We start from the raw sequence: 17,541 nt of genomic DNA on the forward strand, positions 1-17,541 counted from the left end.
ACCAAGGAAGACCCCATCGACCGCACCGGCAGGGAGAACTGGCGGATGCCACCGCTGGAGACCCTCACACGGCCATCCATGTCCACCGCCCGCAAAGCTCGGCATGGGCGCCCTGCGCACCTACCTCCTGATCGCCATGGTGCTGGTCGTCATCAAGGTCGTCCAGGTCGCCCTCGGACAGTAGTCCCGCCCGGTCCGGGGCAGGCTGACCATCGCCCCGGGCCCATCTCGAAGTTGAGGTGTGTTCCGCATGCTCGCCGTACTTGATCACGTCCAGCTCGCCGCCCCGGCCGGCTCGGAGGACGTGTTGCGCAGCTTCTATCTCACCGCGCTGGGGATGATCGAGATCCCGCAGCCTGCGGGGGTGGCCCGGCGGGGCGGCTGCTGGTTCGCCGCCGGCGACGGTGGCCGGCTGGAGATCCACGTGGGGATCGAGGACGGGTTCCGCCCGCCCCGCAAGGCCCACCCGGCGGTGCGGGTGACCGGACTTGACGCCCTGGCCGCCCGTCTGGAGCAGCACGGCGCCCCGGTCATCTGGAACGTGAGCCTGCCGACCTGCCGCCGCTTCTACACTCAGGACCCGGTCGGCAACCGCCTGGAATTCCTCGAACCCCTGCCGTAGCCGGGGGTACGGCAGCGGCCCCGACTCTGAGTTTCACCTCGTCCGGGCCCGGGCGGCCCGTCTCTGCCCGAACCGTCACCGCGCTCTGACGGCAGTGTCTCCGAGGAGTCCGGAGGTTGCGATGCCATGAGCCGCGGCACCCGGGATCGCGGCCGCCTCCCGGCGCTACTGGCTCAGTCGCGAAAAACCCCTACACGCGCACTGCCGCATTTCCTGTCCGTGGAGGTGACTCTCATGTCTGCCCTCATCCACCACCACATCCGCGACACCGGCACCGCGGCCCGGCCGCTTGTCGGGCGCCCGCTCGCCTTCGTCACCCAGGTGTCGCGTAGAAGCTCATGCGGATAGGCGTGACAGATCGCCCAGATGTGTGAGCAGCACACCGGCACACGTCTGTGGGGACAGGATCCCGGGGTGCAGGACGGCGCTGAGGCTGAGTCCGTCCAGGAGCGCTGTCAGCCGTTCGGTCTCGATGTCGAGGTCAAGGCCGGAGCGCAGGGTGCCTGTGGCATCGAGCCGGGTGAGCACGCGGCGCATCAGCCTTCTCGTGCCTTCGGCGGCCCGGTGCGACAGGTCGTCGAAGGCAGGGTTGGTGCGGGCAGCGGTGTTGAAGTCCAGGAAGACGGTGACTTCGGCACGGCGGTGTTCGTCGAGTGGCAGAAGCTCCGCCAGGAACCCGACTGCGAGCTGGAGTTGCTCGGGGCGGGGGCGGCTGCCCAGGTCCCCGATCCGCTCGGCGTGTTCGAGCAGCCGATGCTCGACCCGGTCCAGCATCGACTGCATCGCAAAGCGCATCAGGTCCTGCTGGCTGGCGAAGTAGTGGCGCAGGGAGCCGATGTTGAGCTGGGCCTCGTCGGCGACGGCTCGCAGCGAGGTGCGATGCAGACCTTCGCGGACGACGACTCGGAACAACGCGTCGACGACGTGGCGGCGCCGGGCATCCGCGTCTACATGCTTGGGCATGAATCCTTTCTATCACAGGCGTGATACAAAGGATTTATCACAGGCGTGACAGAACGAACTGGAGGCCCTTTCGTGGAGACGTACCTCAATCTCATGCTCATCAGGTTCGGCCTGATAGTGGGCGGTCTCGTCGTGCTGGCGCTGCTGGGCTTCGCCGTCGCACTGACTCTCAGGCGCAGGGGCAAACTCAACGACATGCGCCGGTATACGGACCCCGCAGTGCGAGCGGGACTGCGCGCCGCTGCCCGACGGCTTGAGAGCCGGAGGAACGATTCGTCCTGGTCACGTGGGCGGGATGGCCGGTGATGACCAACATCAACGCAGAGTCGTCGGACCTCCTTCACCACCTGTTGCTGGACCGTGCGATCAAGATCGTCATCGTGGTCATAGCCCTGGGCGTCCTGGCGCTCGGGATGACGGTGATCTGGCGAAGGGCTGGACGGGCAAAGAAGCGGCCCGACTGAGCCGACGGCACTCGACGGCATCGTCAAGTAGTCGGTGGGTACAGCGAGTTGGGGCATCTGTGTAGTACTCGGGTGTCGGGCGTTGCGGTCATGCGTGTGAAAGTGCCCCGGCGACCGTCTGGGTGGAAGGCGAGGACACCCGGGTGGCCGTGAAGCCGGGCGTACGGATCCCCAAGACCAAGAGCCGCCGCGACGAACTCGCCCCTGCCCGACGCGAACGGTGTCGCCGATCGCTACGTGCGGCCTCAGGCTCACGGTCGGCGTTGCTGCCGGGTTTCTTCCGCGCGTCTCCGGCGGCCTGGCCGTTCTCGTGTCGGCCCTTGGGGTTCGGCGCGGGCACGCGAAACATTACGTCACGGGTGGGAGCCCGGGGGGCTGGCCGCCCGCTCGACTATGTGAACGTGCTCCGCGTGCACTTCACCGGCCACGGTCACCGCCACATACGTGACGCGCATGCCCTCAGTGAGGAACGTGCCACCTTCGATGTCCCGGCGGTGGACCATGACGTCCCGCCCGTCGTCTCCGCGGATGTAGCCGTAGCTCTTCAGCTGGTTGAACCATCGGACCACACCGCTGACCCTGTCGTTCACTCCTGCGCCTCCCCGCACGGGCCACCAGTCAATTGCGTCCCGCAATGTGGATGATGCCCACTTCCGCAGGTAGGCAGTCGGCGTAGCCGGGGTTCAGTCGAATCCGCTGCGAGCCGACGAGCCCCCGGCCCGGCCGCGCGCCTGGGCGCCGACGGCACACCGCACTTGTTCGAGATGCGCCCGCAGAATGCGCTCCCAAGCACCGGCCCGGGGCTCGCCGGGGACGCGGGAGCTGGGGCCCGCCGCTGTGGCGACGGGCCCCAGACGGCCGACAAGTCACCTGGCAGGGCGAACGCGTTCTGCTATCTGGACATGCTCGGCGTGGAGTCCCTCGGAACCGTCGACCGCCACGAAGGTGACCCGCAGCCCTTCGGTGACGAACGTGGCCCCTTCGATGGCTTCGCGGCGCACCAGGACCTCGCGGCCGTCGTCCCCATCGATGCATCCCTGTCCCCTGGCCTGATTGAACCAGCGCACCACGCCGCTGACCCTGTCGTTCACCTCTGTGCCTCCCGTTGCCGTGTACGTCATTTCCCTACCTCTTCTCTGCTTCGTGCGCAGTCCTCCCGCGGAGGAGTGCGTCGGCTGGGCCGGATCAGTTGACGCAGGGCACGCCGCCGGCCTTGACGGCTGGGCCGGTCTCGTCGCTGTCGGATGTGGGGGCGGCGGCGCCGGGGGCGGGGGCCTTGTTGTCCGGGGGTGTGTAGTCGCGGCCCAGTGTGATGCGGACGTGTCCGGCCGGGACCGAGGAACTGGCCGTGGCGGAGCCGGACTTGAGGCGGGAGGCGAGCTGCTGGGCGGCTTCCTGTGCGCCTGAACCGTAGGCGACCGTGGTGTGGGCCTGGGCCGCTGCGTTGCCGGTCTGGCCAGCGGTGTACCCGAGTGCGGTCAGGGCTTTGAGTGCGGTGTCCGCCAGGCCGGTGGTTCCGTTGCCGTTACGGATGTCGATGGTGGCCGGAGCCGCTTTCGCGCCGGACGTGGCCTTGCCGTCATCGGCGGAGCCGGACGCGGTGGGGCTCGGTGCGAAGGTCTGCTGGACGATCGCCTTGATCTTCTCGGCGTCGACGAGGTTGACCGATTGGCCCTTGCGGGTGGCGAATCCGGTGATGGGCAAGGTGTGGAACTCGACGTTGCCGCCGGTGAGGTTGGGTGCTTGCTGGGCGAAGTCCAGGACCTGCCACTTACTGTCGAGGACCAGGTCCTTCTTCACCACGCCGAACAACCCCTGGAGCTTTCCGAGGTCGCCGAAGAGCCCCTCGTCCTTGAGCTGGTGGGTGATGCTGGAGATGAAGGCCTGTTGGCGGCGGGTACGGTCGAGGTCTCCCCCGTCCAGGCCGTGGCGCTGACGGACGAAGGCGAGCGCCTGCTTGGCGTCGACCTTCTGCTCCCCGGCCGGGAAGTCCGCACCCGAATAGCGGTCCTTGACCGGGTGCTTGAGGCAGACCGTGATGGGCTCGAGGACTTTGGCGACGTCGTAGAAGCCGAGCAGGTTGACCTCGGCGAAGTGGTCGACCGGTACCCCGGTGAACTGCTGCACGGTGGCCAGCGTCGCCTCGCGTCCCGCCTCGCGGCTCTGGCTCTCGAGCTTCGGGCCCTTGATGCCCTGCTTCGCGAGGCGTTCGCTGGCGCCGGTGTAGGCGTTGGCGTACGCCTCCTTTATCTTGTGCTCGCCCTGGGAAGACCCGTCGCCATTGAGGGTCTCCACATAGTCGTCCCGGGGGATGGAGAACGCGCTGACCTTGCCGCCGTCCGCCGGGATGTGCATCAGGATCAGCGTGTTGGTGTTGTAGTAGCCGATCTCGCTGGACCCGGCGTGCAGCTGGTCCTGGACGAACTCCTTGGGCAGGTCGTTGCCGTCCATGTCCTTGCGCGAATCCAGGCCGATCAGCAGCAGGTTCACCGAACTGTCCAGATGCTTGGGCGCGTTCTTCTTCACGGCGTCCAGCGCGTCCGACGTGGTGAGGCCGTTCGTCAGCGATCGGTAGGTGAACCACGTCACGCCACAGGCGATCAGCACGACCGCCGACGTCACCCACACCAGGGTGCGCAGCGCCAGCATCCATCCCCGCGGGCGGGTGCGGCCGGTAGCCGCTCTACCGGGCGCAGCGGTACGACGACGTGCGCCCCGAGGCCCGGGGTTCTGGTTGTCAGACATGGCGACGCCCCCCGTTCAGACGGGACCGGATGCCACATACCGCCAGCACGGCGAATACCGCGCATGCGGTGGCCGCCAGGGCGGGGAAGGCGGCTACCGCCCACCGGATCAGGTCAGTGGAGATCGTCTTGCCGCCGGAACTGGACGGCCCGTTCAGCATCTGCACAGCCGCACCCAATGCGGCGACCACCAGGACGGGCAGCGGCGCCACCCATCCCAGCACCTGCCGCCGCGATCCCAGCACGGCCGTAGCGGCCGCACTTGCGATGCCGCCGACCAGCAGTCCCCAGCCCGGACCGGACCTGAGGGCGATGTCGATACCGGCGCCCGCCAGCGGGGGGAGCACCAGAGCCAGCCCCAGGGAGGCGCCCGCGGGTCCACGCCCACGGGAACGGCCGCGTGCCCTCCCGGATGGATGCCCCGCAACCGGCGCACCGGGCGAGGAGGCTGGCGCCCCCGGCCCCTTCCGCATCGGCGATCCGCCGACTGCCTCCCGGCGTGGCGGCCTGCCGCCCGGCACGGCCGACTGTCGCTCCTGCATGCACCCGTCCTCATCAGCGTGTACGAAAGGTTCGCCCCGCGACTCAACGGCCCTGTGTTGAATCAGCGGGAGGTCTACTGCCCGCCCCATTAGTTGCGCACAAGCGCAACTATGCAAGCTGCCCGGACTGTGGGGAGAGTCACTGGAGAGCAGATGTGGCACCGAACCGAAGGCTGGCCGACCCCGCTTCGGGTCCCTGATCGCCGCTTTGACTGGTGACCGCCCTGGGCTCGGTAGCGCGCTCCAGCTCAGCTCGGCTCCGGCGGCTACTCCGGTCCACTGCGGGGCCCCTGCCCCACCTCGCGGGATTGGCCGGCATACACGTGATGGAGCAAGCGATGCGTCTCGCGGGCCGACCGGAGCCGCTCCTCCTCCATGCGTGAACACCTGCGGTTCGCGCGCACCAAAGGCAACGTGCCTCCCACCGCGAAGCGGGCCCCGACGTCACTGGTCACGTTGGTGCAGTTCCCGCCGATCGGCTCGGCCGTTGGGCTCGGGGTGAGGATGTGCGCGGGCGGCAGCACGATCCGGTAGACACCGAGGGCCAGGCATGAAGACGGCGTGCGCCTTGCCGGCCAGGGCGCGCGGCAGCAGCGCCAGGGCACGGTCGACATGCTCCCGGGGGTGTGCGGTCCGCGTCAGCGACTCGACGGGTTCCGCCCCCACCGCGCCGGGGTCCCCCGGTCGGGGTGCGGATACAGCGGACTCTGCACTCATGCCGATACCCTCCGGATTCCGTCGGCACCGGCCGGGCCGGCCGTCGCGACTACGACTGGCAGGACGAGCGACGGCGAACGATGGTTCCACAATTGCGCAAGTTTTAAAGTGTGAGGGTATGGTCCGCCGTACCCGCATCATGCGGGAGCTTGGCCGACGGGGAGGTATCACATGTTCGGCGAACTGAGCCCGATGAAACTCATCGCCATCGCCATCGTCGCGGTGTTCGTCTTCGGGCCCGACAGACTGCCGGAGTTCATCCGCAACGCGACCGGCACCTTGCGCAAGGTGCGGGCCTTCACCGAGAGCGCCAAGCAGGACCTCCGCTCCGAACTCGGCCCGGAATTCAAGGACTTCGAGTTCGAAGACCTCCATCCGAAGACCTTCGTGCGCAAGCACGTCCTGGACGGCGACGGCCTCGCCGACCTGGAGCAGATCCGCAACGCCCTTGACCCGCGACCCGAGCTGGAGGAGGTCGCGGCCTCCGTCCACGACACAGCCGACGCCCGACAGCAAGGCGGAGCACTGGGCGCTGTCTCGCTGGCCAAGGATGCTGAAGCGCCACCGACGACGCGGCACGCGTTCGACCCCGACGCCACATGACCCGCCCCGGGCGGCCCGCACACGCACAGGACCAGCGCCGGCAAGGAAGCGACACCTGCCCCCACCGCTGACGACCAGGGGCCCCGCCCGGCACCACCCCCTTCGCCTTTCCCGCCACTCACCAGCCGATCGACATCCACCGGGCCGGGAAGCATGCGCAACCGGGGTGAAACGGTACTCATGGCGCAGTGTTCACGACCGTTCGGGCAACGGCCAGCAAGGCCCATGACCCCCAGGCCGTCGCCTCCCGGCTGATGCACCAGGATGCCGAACCGTGTCATCGCCGTTCTCGCCCAGCGCCCCGCAGCCGCACACGCCGCGGCAACCCTTCCGCCGTCGGCACATGCGGCTCGCCAGAACCCGGAGCGGTGGCGGCATGTACAGGCGCCAGTGCTGCCGGTCCTGCGCGGTGTCGAGGGGCAGGGCGCGCGTCCGCGGGCGGGCGTGTGAGGTGCGAGGACTGTCTGGGTGGCGGTGTTCAATTTGCCGAGTGTGGCGTCTTGTCGTAATAGCCGGTTTCCGCATAGATCATCCCAGGCATTCCAGACCTAGCAAAAGGATGTTCTGTGTCGACATCGTTGTACGGGGACGGCGCCGTGAAGCGCCTGGGATCGAGGGCGGTCGCGCTCGGTGCGGCTGTGGTCATCGCCGCCTGCGGCCCCTCCTGGGCAGCCGCCGCTGCGGCTGGCTCCGACGGCCAAGTCATCTCCCGTATCGGGCAGTTCGTCCGCGCACAGCCGACCACGGCATCGCGCAAGCTCGGCGAGTACCCGAGCCAGGCCCACGTCCGGATCAAGTGCAAGGTTCGCGGGCAGGACCTGAACGGCAACGACATCTGGTACCGCCTCCAGGACCGTGAGGGCTGGATGTCTGCCCGCTACGTCATCAACCACCACTACGTACGCTGGTGCACCGACGGCGCGGACGGTGGCGGCAAGGTCGGCCCGAAGGGCGACAAGGGAGACCAGGGCGAGCCCGGCCCCATCGGGCCCAAGGGAGACTAGGGCGACACGGGTGCGACCGGCCCCCAGGGGCCGGTCGGTTCCGTCGGACCGACCGGCGAGATCGGACCGGCCGGAGCCAAGGGCGACCAGGGTGAGCCCGGCCGACCCGGGGCGGACGGCCGCGACGGCGCACAGGGCCCCGAGGGCCCGGCAGGCCCCGCCGGCCCCCGGGGCGAACAGGGCATCCCCGGCACCAAGGGGGACCAGGGCGAGCCGGGCACACCCGGCCAGGACGGCCACGACGGCCCGGTCGGCCCCATGGGCCCACAGGGCGTAAAGGGTGACCCGGGCACCCCGGGCGAACAAGGGCCGAAGGGCGACCGCGGCGAACAGGGCGAGACCGGCCCCGCCGGTCCCTCAGGGCAGAACGGCGACCGTGGCCCCTCCGGTCCGGCAGGCCCCGCCGGCCCCCAGGGCGAGCCCGGCGCGACCGGCCCCAAGGGCGATGCGGGAGCGGACGGCGCGAACGGCCGTGACGGCCGCGACGGGCCGCAGGGCCCCGAAGGCCCGGTCGGCCCCCAGGGAGCCACCGGCACCCCCGGCCCGAAGGGTGAGCCCGGCACGACCGGCCCGAAGGGTGAGACCGGCGAGCAGGGCCCAACCGGGCCCATGGGCCCACAGGGTGAGAAGGGCGACACGGGCCTGCCGGGCCGCGACGGACAGCCCGGCGCCGACGGCGCCCAGGGCGTGAAGGGTGACCCCGGCCCGGCGGGCCCGGCAGGACCCGCCGGAGCCAGAGGCGAACAGGGTGAACCGGGCGCCGATGGCCGTCCAGGACAGAACGGCCCCCAGGGCCCCGCGGGTCCGGTCGGCCCGGCAGGACCCCAGGGTGAGAAGGGCGAGACCGGTGCGGCAGGACCGGCCGGGGCCAAGGGCGACGCCGGTGCCGACGGCACTGCCGGACGAGACGGCCAGACCGGGCCTACCGGCCCCGCAGGACCGGCAGGACCGGCGGGCCCCAAGGGCGACAAGGGCGAGACCGGCGCGCCAGGACCCCAGGGCGAGAAGGGCGAGACCGGCGCGGCAGGACCCGCCGGAGCCAAGGGCGACGCCGGTACCGACGGCACTGCCGGACGAGACGGCCAGACCGCGCCTACCGGCCCCGCAGGACCGGCAGGACCGGCGGGCCCCAAGGGCGACAAGGGCGACAAGGGCGAGACCGGCGCGGCAGGCCGAGACGGCCGCGACGGCGCCAAGGGTGAACAAGGTGAGAAGGGCGAGACCGGTCCGGCCGGGCCGACCCGCGACCCGATCACCCTCGTCTCCGCGAACCAGCCCCTGCCCAGGGGCGCCAGCCAGAACTTCAACGGGCCGGTCTGCCCGGCCGGAAGCAAGGTCATCGGCGGCGGCTTCTACCAGAACAACACGCCGTCCGACGCCCTGCTTCTGACCTCCCACCCGGACACCGTCGGGAACAAGTGGCAGGTCTGGCTGAAGAACCCCATCACCGCAAGCGACAACACGGTGAAGGTGTACACGATCTGCCAGCCCACCGGCTGACAACGGCCACCGCGCCTGCCCCACTCCGGGCCACATGACACCGGTGCCCCCGTCGGACTGCCCGAGCAGACCGGCAGGGGCACCGGCACAACCCCGCCCGCGCCCAACGCCCTACGACCCCGGTCATGGTGGACGAACGAAGCCGGTGCCGTCAGGAGGACGACAGCAACAGAACGGACGACTCAGGAAGCGGACGGCTCGATCTCCCCCGCGAAGACAATGACCTGGTCGATGAGGCTCCGTCGCAGGTGAACAACGTCCGTTCCCGCCAGGCGGGGACCCCCATCAGGCATGGTGAAGACCCACTGGTACCGGGCCCATTCACCAGGCATGTCCACCGCTGAGCAGCGCACCATCGTGCCGGTCCCCGCCGGATGGCGCCGGATGTCCAGCACGAACCGCTCGACCGCCACGATCCCTTCACTGCGACCCAACGGCCCCCAGAAAACCACGTCCGAGGTCAAGGCCTGGGAGAGCAGAGCCGTCACACAGCTGTCGTCCGAGGCGTTGAAAGCGGAGATGAACATGTCGATCGCGGAGCGTGCGGTCTCTTCCTGCATGCCTCAGTAATACCAGCCGTCCCGCGCCCACTCACCCCCCACGAGCCGCAATCCGATCACGGTGATGCCATCCTGGCCACAGCACTGAGCGGGTCGCTCACGGCCCAACCCCCGGACCCGGCCGCCCCCAAGGTTGTTGGCGCCGGCCAACCCCGCTGCATCCCGGCGGCCTCTTCCCGGCTCGCCGTCGCCGGCCAGTCATCGCAGGCCGGTCGTCGAGACGGTCGGGCTCATCCAAAGCGGTCGGGCAACCGCATACCCAGGCGGCGGACGGCGGGCGAGAGCCTGGTCGAACGCCGCTTTCAGTTCTTGGCTTTACGGGTGACGCCCATGCGCTGGCCTTCCCCTGCCAGGGCTCGGGGAAGCTCTGGGCACGGTGGCAGGACTCGCGTCCGCACTTCTTCAACAACGGCGATTTCCCAGCTTATTGGGATTTTCATCTCCCAAGCCAAAGCAGGACACCTCCCTCCTGGCGCCGTCCAGGCCAACGGCAGACTCACCGATCGCCCAACGAGCCCACCGCGGCAGAGCCCATACCCGTGGGAATTCCTTTGCCGGGCTTTCCACGAGCGTGGGTCATCTCCGGAACAAGCTTTGCGCGGATGGCACTCGGAGGCGACCAGTACCGGACCTCGCGCGCGAAAGATCGCCACGGCACGACACAGGGTGACGGACCCTCAGAGTCTCGGAGCGTTGCCGTCCGGGCAGAAGGGACGAGATCGATACCGCGGTGTCCCAGTGGTGGACCAGGCATGACTCACGGCACGGGCAAAGGCCGGGCCCGGTTCGGCGACTGCGCTCCGTGACTCGTTGGCAGCGCGCGCGCCACATTACGTATTGGCGAATACCACGCTGTCCGCGTCCTGCCACGGTGGCTAGCTTCCTCTCCGCATAGCCGCCCACAACTCAATAGGGCATGAATGCCAGGACTCGGCGGGAGCGCCGTTCCGGCATCGTCATCATTTATGAAGGATTCCTCAGAAATTCAGGTCCGATCTCCCGCCCGTTTTACGGGACTTCGACTCATAACCCGAGGACCGATATGCCGTGGCCCTCCAAAGGAGGCATCGCTCGTGACAAGGACCGAATCCGCCCCAGCACCCGACCCCCCTCCCGACGGGGGCCCGAGGGCGAACTCACTGGCCGAGCTCTTCGAGCGGTCCTGCGACCGTTCCCCGGACTCGGTCGCCCTGGTGTGCGGCACGGACCGGCTGACATACGCCGCACTCGACGCCCGAGCCAACCAGCTGGCGCATCTGCTGCGCGAGCGGGGAGCCGGCGAAGGCACGACGGTCGGGCTGCTCCTCGACCGGTCCGCCGAGCTGTACGTCAGCCTGCTCGCGGTACTCAAGACGGGCGCGGCCTATGTGCCGCTCGACCCCTCGTTCCCGGCCGACCGCGTCGCGTTCGTGGCCGAGGACGCGGGCCTGACCGACCTCGTGACGACCTCGCGGCTTCAGGCGCACACCTGCGAGGTCGAGGGGCAGGTGCTCGCTGTCGACGCCCCTGAGCACGGGCTGGCGCAGCGGCCCAGCACCCGCCCCGGTATGCGTCCCGACCCGTCGTCCCCGGCGTACGTCATCTACACCTCCGGAACCACGGGCAGGCCCAAGGGCGTGGCCATCTCACAGGGCAGCATCGTGAATTTCCTGCACGTCGTCGCCCCGATCTACGCGGTCGGCCCGCACGACCGCGTGTACCAGGGGCTTTCCATCGCCTTCGACTTCTCGATGGAAGAGATCTGGCCCGCCTGGATGGCCGGCGCCACCCTCGTCTCGGGCCCGGGTGACGAGCGCCGGGTCGGCCGGGGACTCGCCGAGTTCCTCGACGAGCACGCCATCACGGTGCTGTGCTGCGTTCCCACACTGCTGACCACTCTGGACGGTGAACTCCCCGCCCTGCGAAGCCTGTTGGTCAGCGGAGAGGCATGCCCGGCGGGGCTCGTGCGGCGCTGGTCCAGGCCCGGCCGGCGCATCCTCAACGCGTACGGCCCGACCGAGACCACCGTGACCGCGACCTGCGGCGAGCTGCACCCCCACCGCGACGTCACCATCGGCACACCGCTGCCCACCTACCGCGTCTACATCCTCGACGAGCAGCTCCTCCCGGTTCCGCACGGTGAGAGCGGGGAGATCTGTGTGGGCGGGCCGGGCGTCGCCATCGGCTACGTCAACCGGCCCGAGCTCACCGCCGAGCGGTTCATCGCCAACCCCGTCGCGCAGGACCGGGCGGTGGCGCCGAGGCTCTACCGCACCGGGGACCGGGGCCGGTTCACCGCGAACGGCGAGATCGAGTACGGCGGCCGCGTCGACACCCAGGTCAAAATCCGGGGCTATCGCGTCGAACTCGGCGAGATCGAGGAGGTGTTGCGCGAAGACCAGGCGGTGGAGAACGCCGTCGTCGCCCCGCTGGAACGGGACGGCACGGTCCAGGACCTGGTCGGATACGTCACCCTCACCGTCGGCGCCGGGCACGACGAGGGAGCGCTGCGCGAGCGCCTGCACGCGTCGCTGCGCCGGCGTCTGCCCTCGTACATGATCCCCTCGTTCGTCGAAGTGCTGCCCGCCTTCCCGCTGCTGGCCGCCGACAAGGTCGACCGCAAGGCACTGCCCGCCCCCGTTTCGCCGCCCCTGGGCCGGGGCGCGCGGCCGCCCGTGGCGCCGGACACGCCCCTGGAGCGGCGGCTGGCGGATGCCTGGCGCGAGGTGCTCGGCACCGTTCAGATCTCCGTCACCGACGACTTCTTCTGCGATCTCGGTGGGCACTCCATGACCGCGGCCCGGCTTGTCTCGCTGCTGCGGCGCCAGCCGTCGCTGCGCGAGGTGGCCATGGGCGACTTGTACGCGCACCCGACGGTGCGCGGCCTCGCCGCCCTCATCGAGAGCCGCACGACAGCCGCTCGCGCCACCGAGGAGGAAGCCCCGCTGCGTCACTCGACGGCCCGTGTCCGACTGTGCGGCCTTGCCCAACTGGCGGGCCTCTATGCCTGGTTGCTGCTGCTGAGCCTGCCCGCCGCGCTCCTGCTGTACCGGCTGTGCGTTTGGCTGGACGTGCCGGTGCGCGGGGTTGCCCCAGGCAGTGCCATCGACCGGCTGTGTCACCTGGGCACCGCTTGGTTCGTCGTCCTCGACGCGGGGTGGCTGACCTTCAGTGCGACGGTGCTGCCGGTCCTCGGCGCCCGGCTGCTGATGGCCGGGGTGCGCCCCGGCCGGTATCCGCTGTGGGGGGTGACGTACTGGCGGTTCTGGCTGTGCACCAAGGTGCTGGCGCTGTCGCCGCTCGGAGTACTGGCCGGGTCGCCGCTGCTCGCTCCGTACCTGCGCCTGCTGGGTGCCCGGGTCGGACGCGGCTGCCACCTGTCCACGCCTCCCGCGCTGCCCCGGTTCGTGGAGATCAGTGACGGCACGAGCATCGGCTACGGGGCGCGCGTGCACCCGTACGCGGTCGAGCACGGCCGGCTCCGGCTGGACACGGTGCGCTTCGGAGCCGGGAGTTTCCTGGGCACCAACTCGGTGGTCCTGCCCGGCGCATGCGTCGGCGCGGGCGCGACGGTCGCCGAGCAGTCCCTCGTCGCAGCCGGACAGAGCATTCCGGCCGGAGAGCACTGGGCCGGATCGCCGACCGCACGCCAGGACGGCCCGCCGCCGCTGCTGGCGGACATGGACACCCACCGGGCCCCGGCCCGCTGGCCGTTCGGTGTGCTGGCCGGGTACGGCGTCGCGGCGGTTCTGCTGATGCTGGCGCCCCTGGTGGTTCTCGCGCCCTCCACCGCCCTCGTCTCGTGGACCATCGCCCACTACGGCGGCCGGTGGGGCGTCGCCTCGACGGCAGCGGCAGGCCCGTTGGTGGCTGTCACCACCTGTGCGCTCGTCTGGGTGGTCAGGCGCGTCGTGCTGCCCCGCGTGCACGCCGGAATCCACGCGGAGCGCAGCGGGTTCGGGCTGCGCAAGTGGGTCGGCGACGCCATGATGACGCTGAGTCTGACGATGACGCACGCGCTCTACTCGACGCTCTACCTCGTACCGTTCCTGAGGGCCCTCGGCGCGCGCACCGGGCGCTGGTCCGAGGTGGCCACGGTGAGCTTCGTCGACCCCGACATGCTGGTGGTGGGCGAGCGCAGCTTCGTCGCGGACATCGCGGTCGTCGCGCCCGCCGTCTTCCACCAGGGCCGCATCGCGCTCGCCCCCGGCGAGGTGGGTGCGCGCAGCTTCGTCGGCAACGGCGCCCTGGTGCCGGGCAACGCGCGCCTGGGTGACAACGCGCTGCTCGGGGTGCACTCGCTGGCCCCCGCCCGGCCGATCGAGCCGGAGACCACCTGGCTCGGATCGCCCGCGCTGTTCCTGCCGAGCCGTGAGCAGAGCCCGGCCTTCCCGGCCCGGCTGACGTTCGACCCCGGCCCGGGGCTGATCGCCGCCCGGCTGTTCATCGAGTTCTTCCGGGTGACGCTTCCGGCGACCATCGGCGGCCTCAGCGGCCTGGCCGGCCTGTACCTGGCGGTCCAACTGGCGCGCGACACCGGCCCGTTGGCCGTTTTCCTGCTCGGTCCGGCGCTGCTGCTGGGCGCGGGTACGGCGGCGACCCTGGCCGTGGTGGTCCTGAAGTGGCTGGTCATCGGCCGGTACCGGGCGCGCACGGAGGCCCTGTGGAGCGTCTGGGTGCGGCGCACCGAGCTGATCACCGGCCTCTTCGAGAACCTCGTGGTCCCCGGGCTGCTCGGCTTCCTGACCGGAACGCCGCTGATGCCCGCGGTGCTGCGCCTGTTCGGGGCCCGCATCGGGCGCCGGGTCTGGCTGCACACCACGTATCTGACCGAGTTCGACCTGGTCGAGGTGGGCGACGATGCCGCCGTCGGCGAGTTCACCTCGCTGCAGACCCACCTCTTCGAGGACCGCGTGATGAAGATGTCCTCCGTGAAGATCGGCGCCGGCAGCTCCGTCGGGGCCCGCTCCGTCGTGCTCTACGGCGCCGAGGTGGGCGAAGGGGCCCATCTCGACGCGATGTCCCTCGTCATGAAGGGCGAGAGCCTGCCGCCACGCAGCCGGTGGCGCGGCATCCCCGCCTGCCCCTGCTGATCCCCACTGTCCCCCGGCGCCCACCCCGCGCCCCCGCCACCACCGCGCCGGAGCGCCACCCCGCCCCGGCCCCGTCCGCTCCACCACCCCCCAGGAGTCACCATGCCAGTCTCCGTCCGTCCGGCCCCCTGGAACGCCCCGCACGTGGCGGGCGCCCTGCCCGGGCCGGGCTCGGCAGCCTTCCTCGCCCGCCAGGAAGCGCACGAGTCGCGTGCCCGCGCCTACCCCAGGCGCTTACCCATCGCCCTCGCCGAGGGCCGCGGCAGCTTCGTACGCGACGTCGACGGCAACGTCTTCATCGACTTCCTGAGCGGCGCCGGTGTCCTGTCGCTCGGCCACAACCACCCCGAGCTGGTGGCGGCGGCCGTGGCGCAGTTCGGCGAGCTCGCCCACGCCCTCGACCTGCCCACCCCCGCCAAGGACGCCTTCACCCGGGCCCAGCTGGACATGCTGCCCACGCCGATGCGCGACCGCACAAAGATCCACTTCTGTGGTCCCACCGGCGCGAACGCCGTCGAGGCCGCGCTCAAGCTGTGCAAGACGGCCACCGGGCGCAGCGAGATCGTCGCCTTCCAAGGCGCGTTCCACGGCAGCAGCCACGCCGCCATGGCCGTCACCGGCCTCGTCAGCCAGAAGCAGCCGATGCCCAGCGGCCTGCCCGGGGTCCACTTCTTCCCGTATTCCTCGTGCGCCCACTGCCCCGTTGGCCTTACCCCCGACAGCTGCGCCACCAACTGCGTCACCTATCTGGAACGCTCCCTCACGGACCCCAACGGCGGCATCCCGAAACCCGCGGCCGTCCTGCTCGAACTGGTCCAGGGCGAGGGCGGCGTGGTGCCCGCCCGGCCCGACTTCGTACGCCGGGTGCGCGCCCTCACCCGCGAGCTGGACGTGCCGCTGATCGTGGACGAGGTGCAGACCGGCTGCGGCCGCACCGGCACCTGGTACTGCTTCGAGCAGTACGGCATCGAGCCGGACGTCATCATCGCCTCGAAGGCCCTGAGCGGCGTGGGCCTGCCGGTGGCCGTCATCCTCTACGACGAGCGCCTGGACGTCTGGGCGCCCGGCGCGCACACCGGCACCTTCCGCGGCAACCAACTGGCCTTCGCCGCGGGCGTGGAGGCGATCCGCGTCATCCGGCGGGACGACGTCCTGGGCAACGTGCGCGCCCAGGGCGAGCGCATCGCCAAGCGCCTGGCCGCGCTGACGTCACTGCCCTGGGTACGCGAGGTCCGGGGCCGCGGTCTGATGTGGGGCATCGAACTGGCGGACCTGGAGGGCCAGTCGGCCGGTGCGCTCGCGGCCGCTGTCCAGTCGCGGGCCCTGCACGAGGGCCTGATCGTCGAGCTGGGCGGGCGCGACGACCGGGTGGTGCGCATGCTGCCCCCGCTCAACGTCACCACGCGCGTCGTCGACACGGCCTGCGCGATCCTGACCCGTGCCGTGGAGACCTGCCCGGCCCGGCCGACGGCCTCGGCACCGCTCAGCTGACGAGGGGGCTCATGTCATGGCTCTGATCGTCCAGAAGTACGCCGCCTCATGGCTGCGCGGCGCCGGCCGGCTCGCGCTGGCAGCCGACCGCGTCGCCGCCGCCCGGGCGGCCGGGCACGAGATCGTCGTGCTGGTCGCCGACCCCCGGACCGGCACGTACCGGCCCGCGCCTCCGCCCGCACCCCACTCGCCGCCAACACCGCGTCACGAGACCGGCGCGCTCCCCGACCCCGGTCCGGTGCCGCTCGTCCGCGCGATCGAAGAGCGCGGTCTGGCGGCCCGCCCGCTGCCGGGGCCGCCGCACACGAAGCACGCGACGACACCGCCGTACGGCCCGACGCCGGGTGCCGATGCCCTCGCACACTCGGTACGCCAGGCCCTCGACCTGGGCACGGTCGCGGTGGTGCGGTTCCCGCACGTGCCCGCCACCCCGGCCGGGTCTCCCCCGGCACCCGCCCGGGACGACGCCGACACCACGGCCGTCGCCCTCGCCGTGGCGATCAAGGCGGACGTCTGCGAGTTCCGCACCTCGGTGGACGGCGTGCACACGGCGGACCCCCGCATCGTGCCGGACGCACGCCTGCTCCCCCGTCTCGCGTACGAACACCTGCGGGACTTCTCCGCCTGCGGAGCGCCCCTGCTCACCGTGCGGAGCGTGGAGTTGGCCTGGCGCCACGGCGTCCCGCTGCACATCCGGGCCGCCGCCCACGAAGGACCGGGCACCACGGTGGGCGAGGAAGAACCGCGCACGGCTGAGCAGCCGTCGCTGACCGGCGTCGCCCACCACCGCACCGGACAGGAGGTGACGGTGACGACCGGGCACGCCCCCGGCCCGGTCACGGCGCAGATCCTGCGCATCGTCACCGCGCTGGGAGCCACCGCCGACGTCCTCACCCGGGACGTCACCCCCGCCCGCACCCGGCTGACGCTGCTCCTGCCCGGATCGCGGAGCCACGCGGTGCTGGCGGCCCTGGAGCGGGCCCGTGAACGACTCGATCTCCGGGATCTCGCCTGCGGTCCCCGCACGGGCCGGGTGTCGCTGGTGGGCACCGGTCTGCGGCAACGGCCCGGTACGGCCGCGTTCTGCGCGGCACTGGCCGCATCGGGCATCCGCTTCGACGCCGTCACCGCCTGCGACGCGTACCTCACGGCGGTGTGCCGCGCCGGGCAGGTCGACGACGCGGTGCGCGCCGTGCACGCGTTCTGCCGACTGGGCACCGGCGCGGCGCGCGGCGCACCGGAAGCCTGAGGCCGTGGCC

At 70.9% G+C, this 17,541-nt stretch carries 14 protein-coding genes and 1 pseudogene; 9 read left to right on the plus strand and 6 right to left on the minus strand.

Annotated features, from left to right (window positions below):
* Positions 1 to 184, plus strand: a pseudogene (locus AC07F3_RS33545) (manganese transporter); the annotation flags it as partial.
* A 66-nt stretch (positions 185 to 250) separates the two neighbouring features.
* Positions 251 to 622: a VOC family protein gene (locus AC07F3_RS33550; protein ID WP_479118318.1), complete on the plus strand. Its 372-nt coding sequence runs from the start codon at positions 251 to 253 to the stop codon at positions 620 to 622.
* A 336-nt stretch (positions 623 to 958) separates the two neighbouring features.
* Here AC07F3_RS33550 and AC07F3_RS33555 read toward each other — a convergent pair whose 3' ends face one another.
* Complete coding sequence (locus AC07F3_RS33555) at positions 959 to 1,585, minus strand: TetR/AcrR family transcriptional regulator (protein WP_479118319.1); 627 nt, start codon at positions 1,583 to 1,585, stop codon at positions 959 to 961.
* A 305-nt stretch (positions 1,586 to 1,890) separates the two neighbouring features.
* Here AC07F3_RS33555 and AC07F3_RS33560 point away from each other — a divergent pair, with 305 nt between their 5' ends.
* The gene (locus AC07F3_RS33560) at positions 1,891 to 2,049 is read left to right on the plus strand and encodes a hypothetical protein (protein ID WP_479118320.1); all 159 of its coding nucleotides are present in this window, start codon (positions 1,891 to 1,893) and stop codon (positions 2,047 to 2,049) included.
* Between the two features lie 353 nt (positions 2,050 to 2,402).
* Here AC07F3_RS33560 and AC07F3_RS33565 read toward each other — a convergent pair whose 3' ends face one another.
* From AC07F3_RS33565 to AC07F3_RS33580, 4 genes are all read right to left on the minus strand, one after another.
* Entirely contained in the window at positions 2,403 to 2,639 is a 237-nt protein-coding gene (locus AC07F3_RS33565) for a cold-shock protein (protein ID WP_479118322.1), read from the minus strand.
* A gap of 276 nt (positions 2,640 to 2,915) precedes the next feature.
* Entirely contained in the window at positions 2,916 to 3,140 is a 225-nt protein-coding gene (locus AC07F3_RS33570; protein WP_479118324.1) for a cold shock domain-containing protein, read from the minus strand.
* Positions 3,141 to 3,234: 94 nt separating this feature from the next.
* Complete coding sequence (locus tag AC07F3_RS33575; RefSeq protein ID WP_479118325.1) at positions 3,235 to 4,698, minus strand: LCP family protein; 1,464 nt, start codon at positions 4,696 to 4,698, stop codon at positions 3,235 to 3,237.
* A gap of 88 nt (positions 4,699 to 4,786) precedes the next feature.
* Positions 4,787 to 5,140, minus strand: a complete 354-nt coding sequence (locus AC07F3_RS33580) for a hypothetical protein (RefSeq protein WP_479118326.1) — start codon at positions 5,138 to 5,140, stop codon at positions 4,787 to 4,789.
* Between the two features lie 1,083 nt (positions 5,141 to 6,223).
* On the opposite strand from AC07F3_RS33580, the gene AC07F3_RS33585 reads away from it, so the two are divergent.
* From AC07F3_RS33585 to AC07F3_RS33595, 3 genes are all read left to right on the plus strand, one after another.
* Positions 6,224 to 6,655, plus strand: a complete 432-nt coding sequence (locus AC07F3_RS33585; protein ID WP_479118327.1) for a sec-independent translocase — start codon at positions 6,224 to 6,226, stop codon at positions 6,653 to 6,655.
* Positions 6,656 to 7,221: 566 nt separating this feature from the next.
* On the plus strand, positions 7,222 to 7,659 hold the full coding sequence (locus AC07F3_RS33590; protein ID WP_479118328.1) for an SH3 domain-containing protein: 438 nt from the start codon (positions 7,222 to 7,224) through the stop codon (positions 7,657 to 7,659).
* Positions 7,660 to 7,917: 258 nt separating this feature from the next.
* On the plus strand, positions 7,918 to 9,159 hold the full coding sequence (locus tag AC07F3_RS33595) for a collagen-like domain-containing protein (RefSeq protein WP_479118329.1): 1,242 nt from the start codon (positions 7,918 to 7,920) through the stop codon (positions 9,157 to 9,159).
* Positions 9,160 to 9,341: 182 nt separating this feature from the next.
* Here AC07F3_RS33595 and AC07F3_RS33600 read toward each other — a convergent pair whose 3' ends face one another.
* The gene (locus AC07F3_RS33600) at positions 9,342 to 9,719 is read right to left on the minus strand and encodes a nuclear transport factor 2 family protein (RefSeq protein WP_479118330.1); all 378 of its coding nucleotides are present in this window, start codon (positions 9,717 to 9,719) and stop codon (positions 9,342 to 9,344) included.
* Positions 9,720 to 10,792: 1,073 nt separating this feature from the next.
* Here AC07F3_RS33600 and AC07F3_RS33605 point away from each other — a divergent pair.
* From AC07F3_RS33605 to AC07F3_RS33615, 3 genes are all read left to right on the plus strand, one after another.
* Entirely contained in the window at positions 10,793 to 14,791 is a 3,999-nt protein-coding gene (locus AC07F3_RS33605; protein ID WP_479118331.1) for a Pls/PosA family non-ribosomal peptide synthetase, read from the plus strand.
* A 102-nt stretch (positions 14,792 to 14,893) separates the two neighbouring features.
* On the plus strand, positions 14,894 to 16,282 hold the full coding sequence (locus AC07F3_RS33610; protein ID WP_479118333.1) for an aspartate aminotransferase family protein: 1,389 nt from the start codon (positions 14,894 to 14,896) through the stop codon (positions 16,280 to 16,282).
* A 16-nt stretch (positions 16,283 to 16,298) separates the two neighbouring features.
* Positions 16,299 to 17,531 (plus strand): amino acid kinase family protein, encoded by a 1,233-nt coding sequence (locus tag AC07F3_RS33615; RefSeq protein WP_479118334.1) that lies wholly within the window; start codon positions 16,299 to 16,301, stop codon positions 17,529 to 17,531.
* Positions 17,532 to 17,541 lie beyond the last annotated feature (10 nt).

The sequence above is a fragment of the Streptomyces sp. NPDC045846 genome (assembly GCF_056431605.1).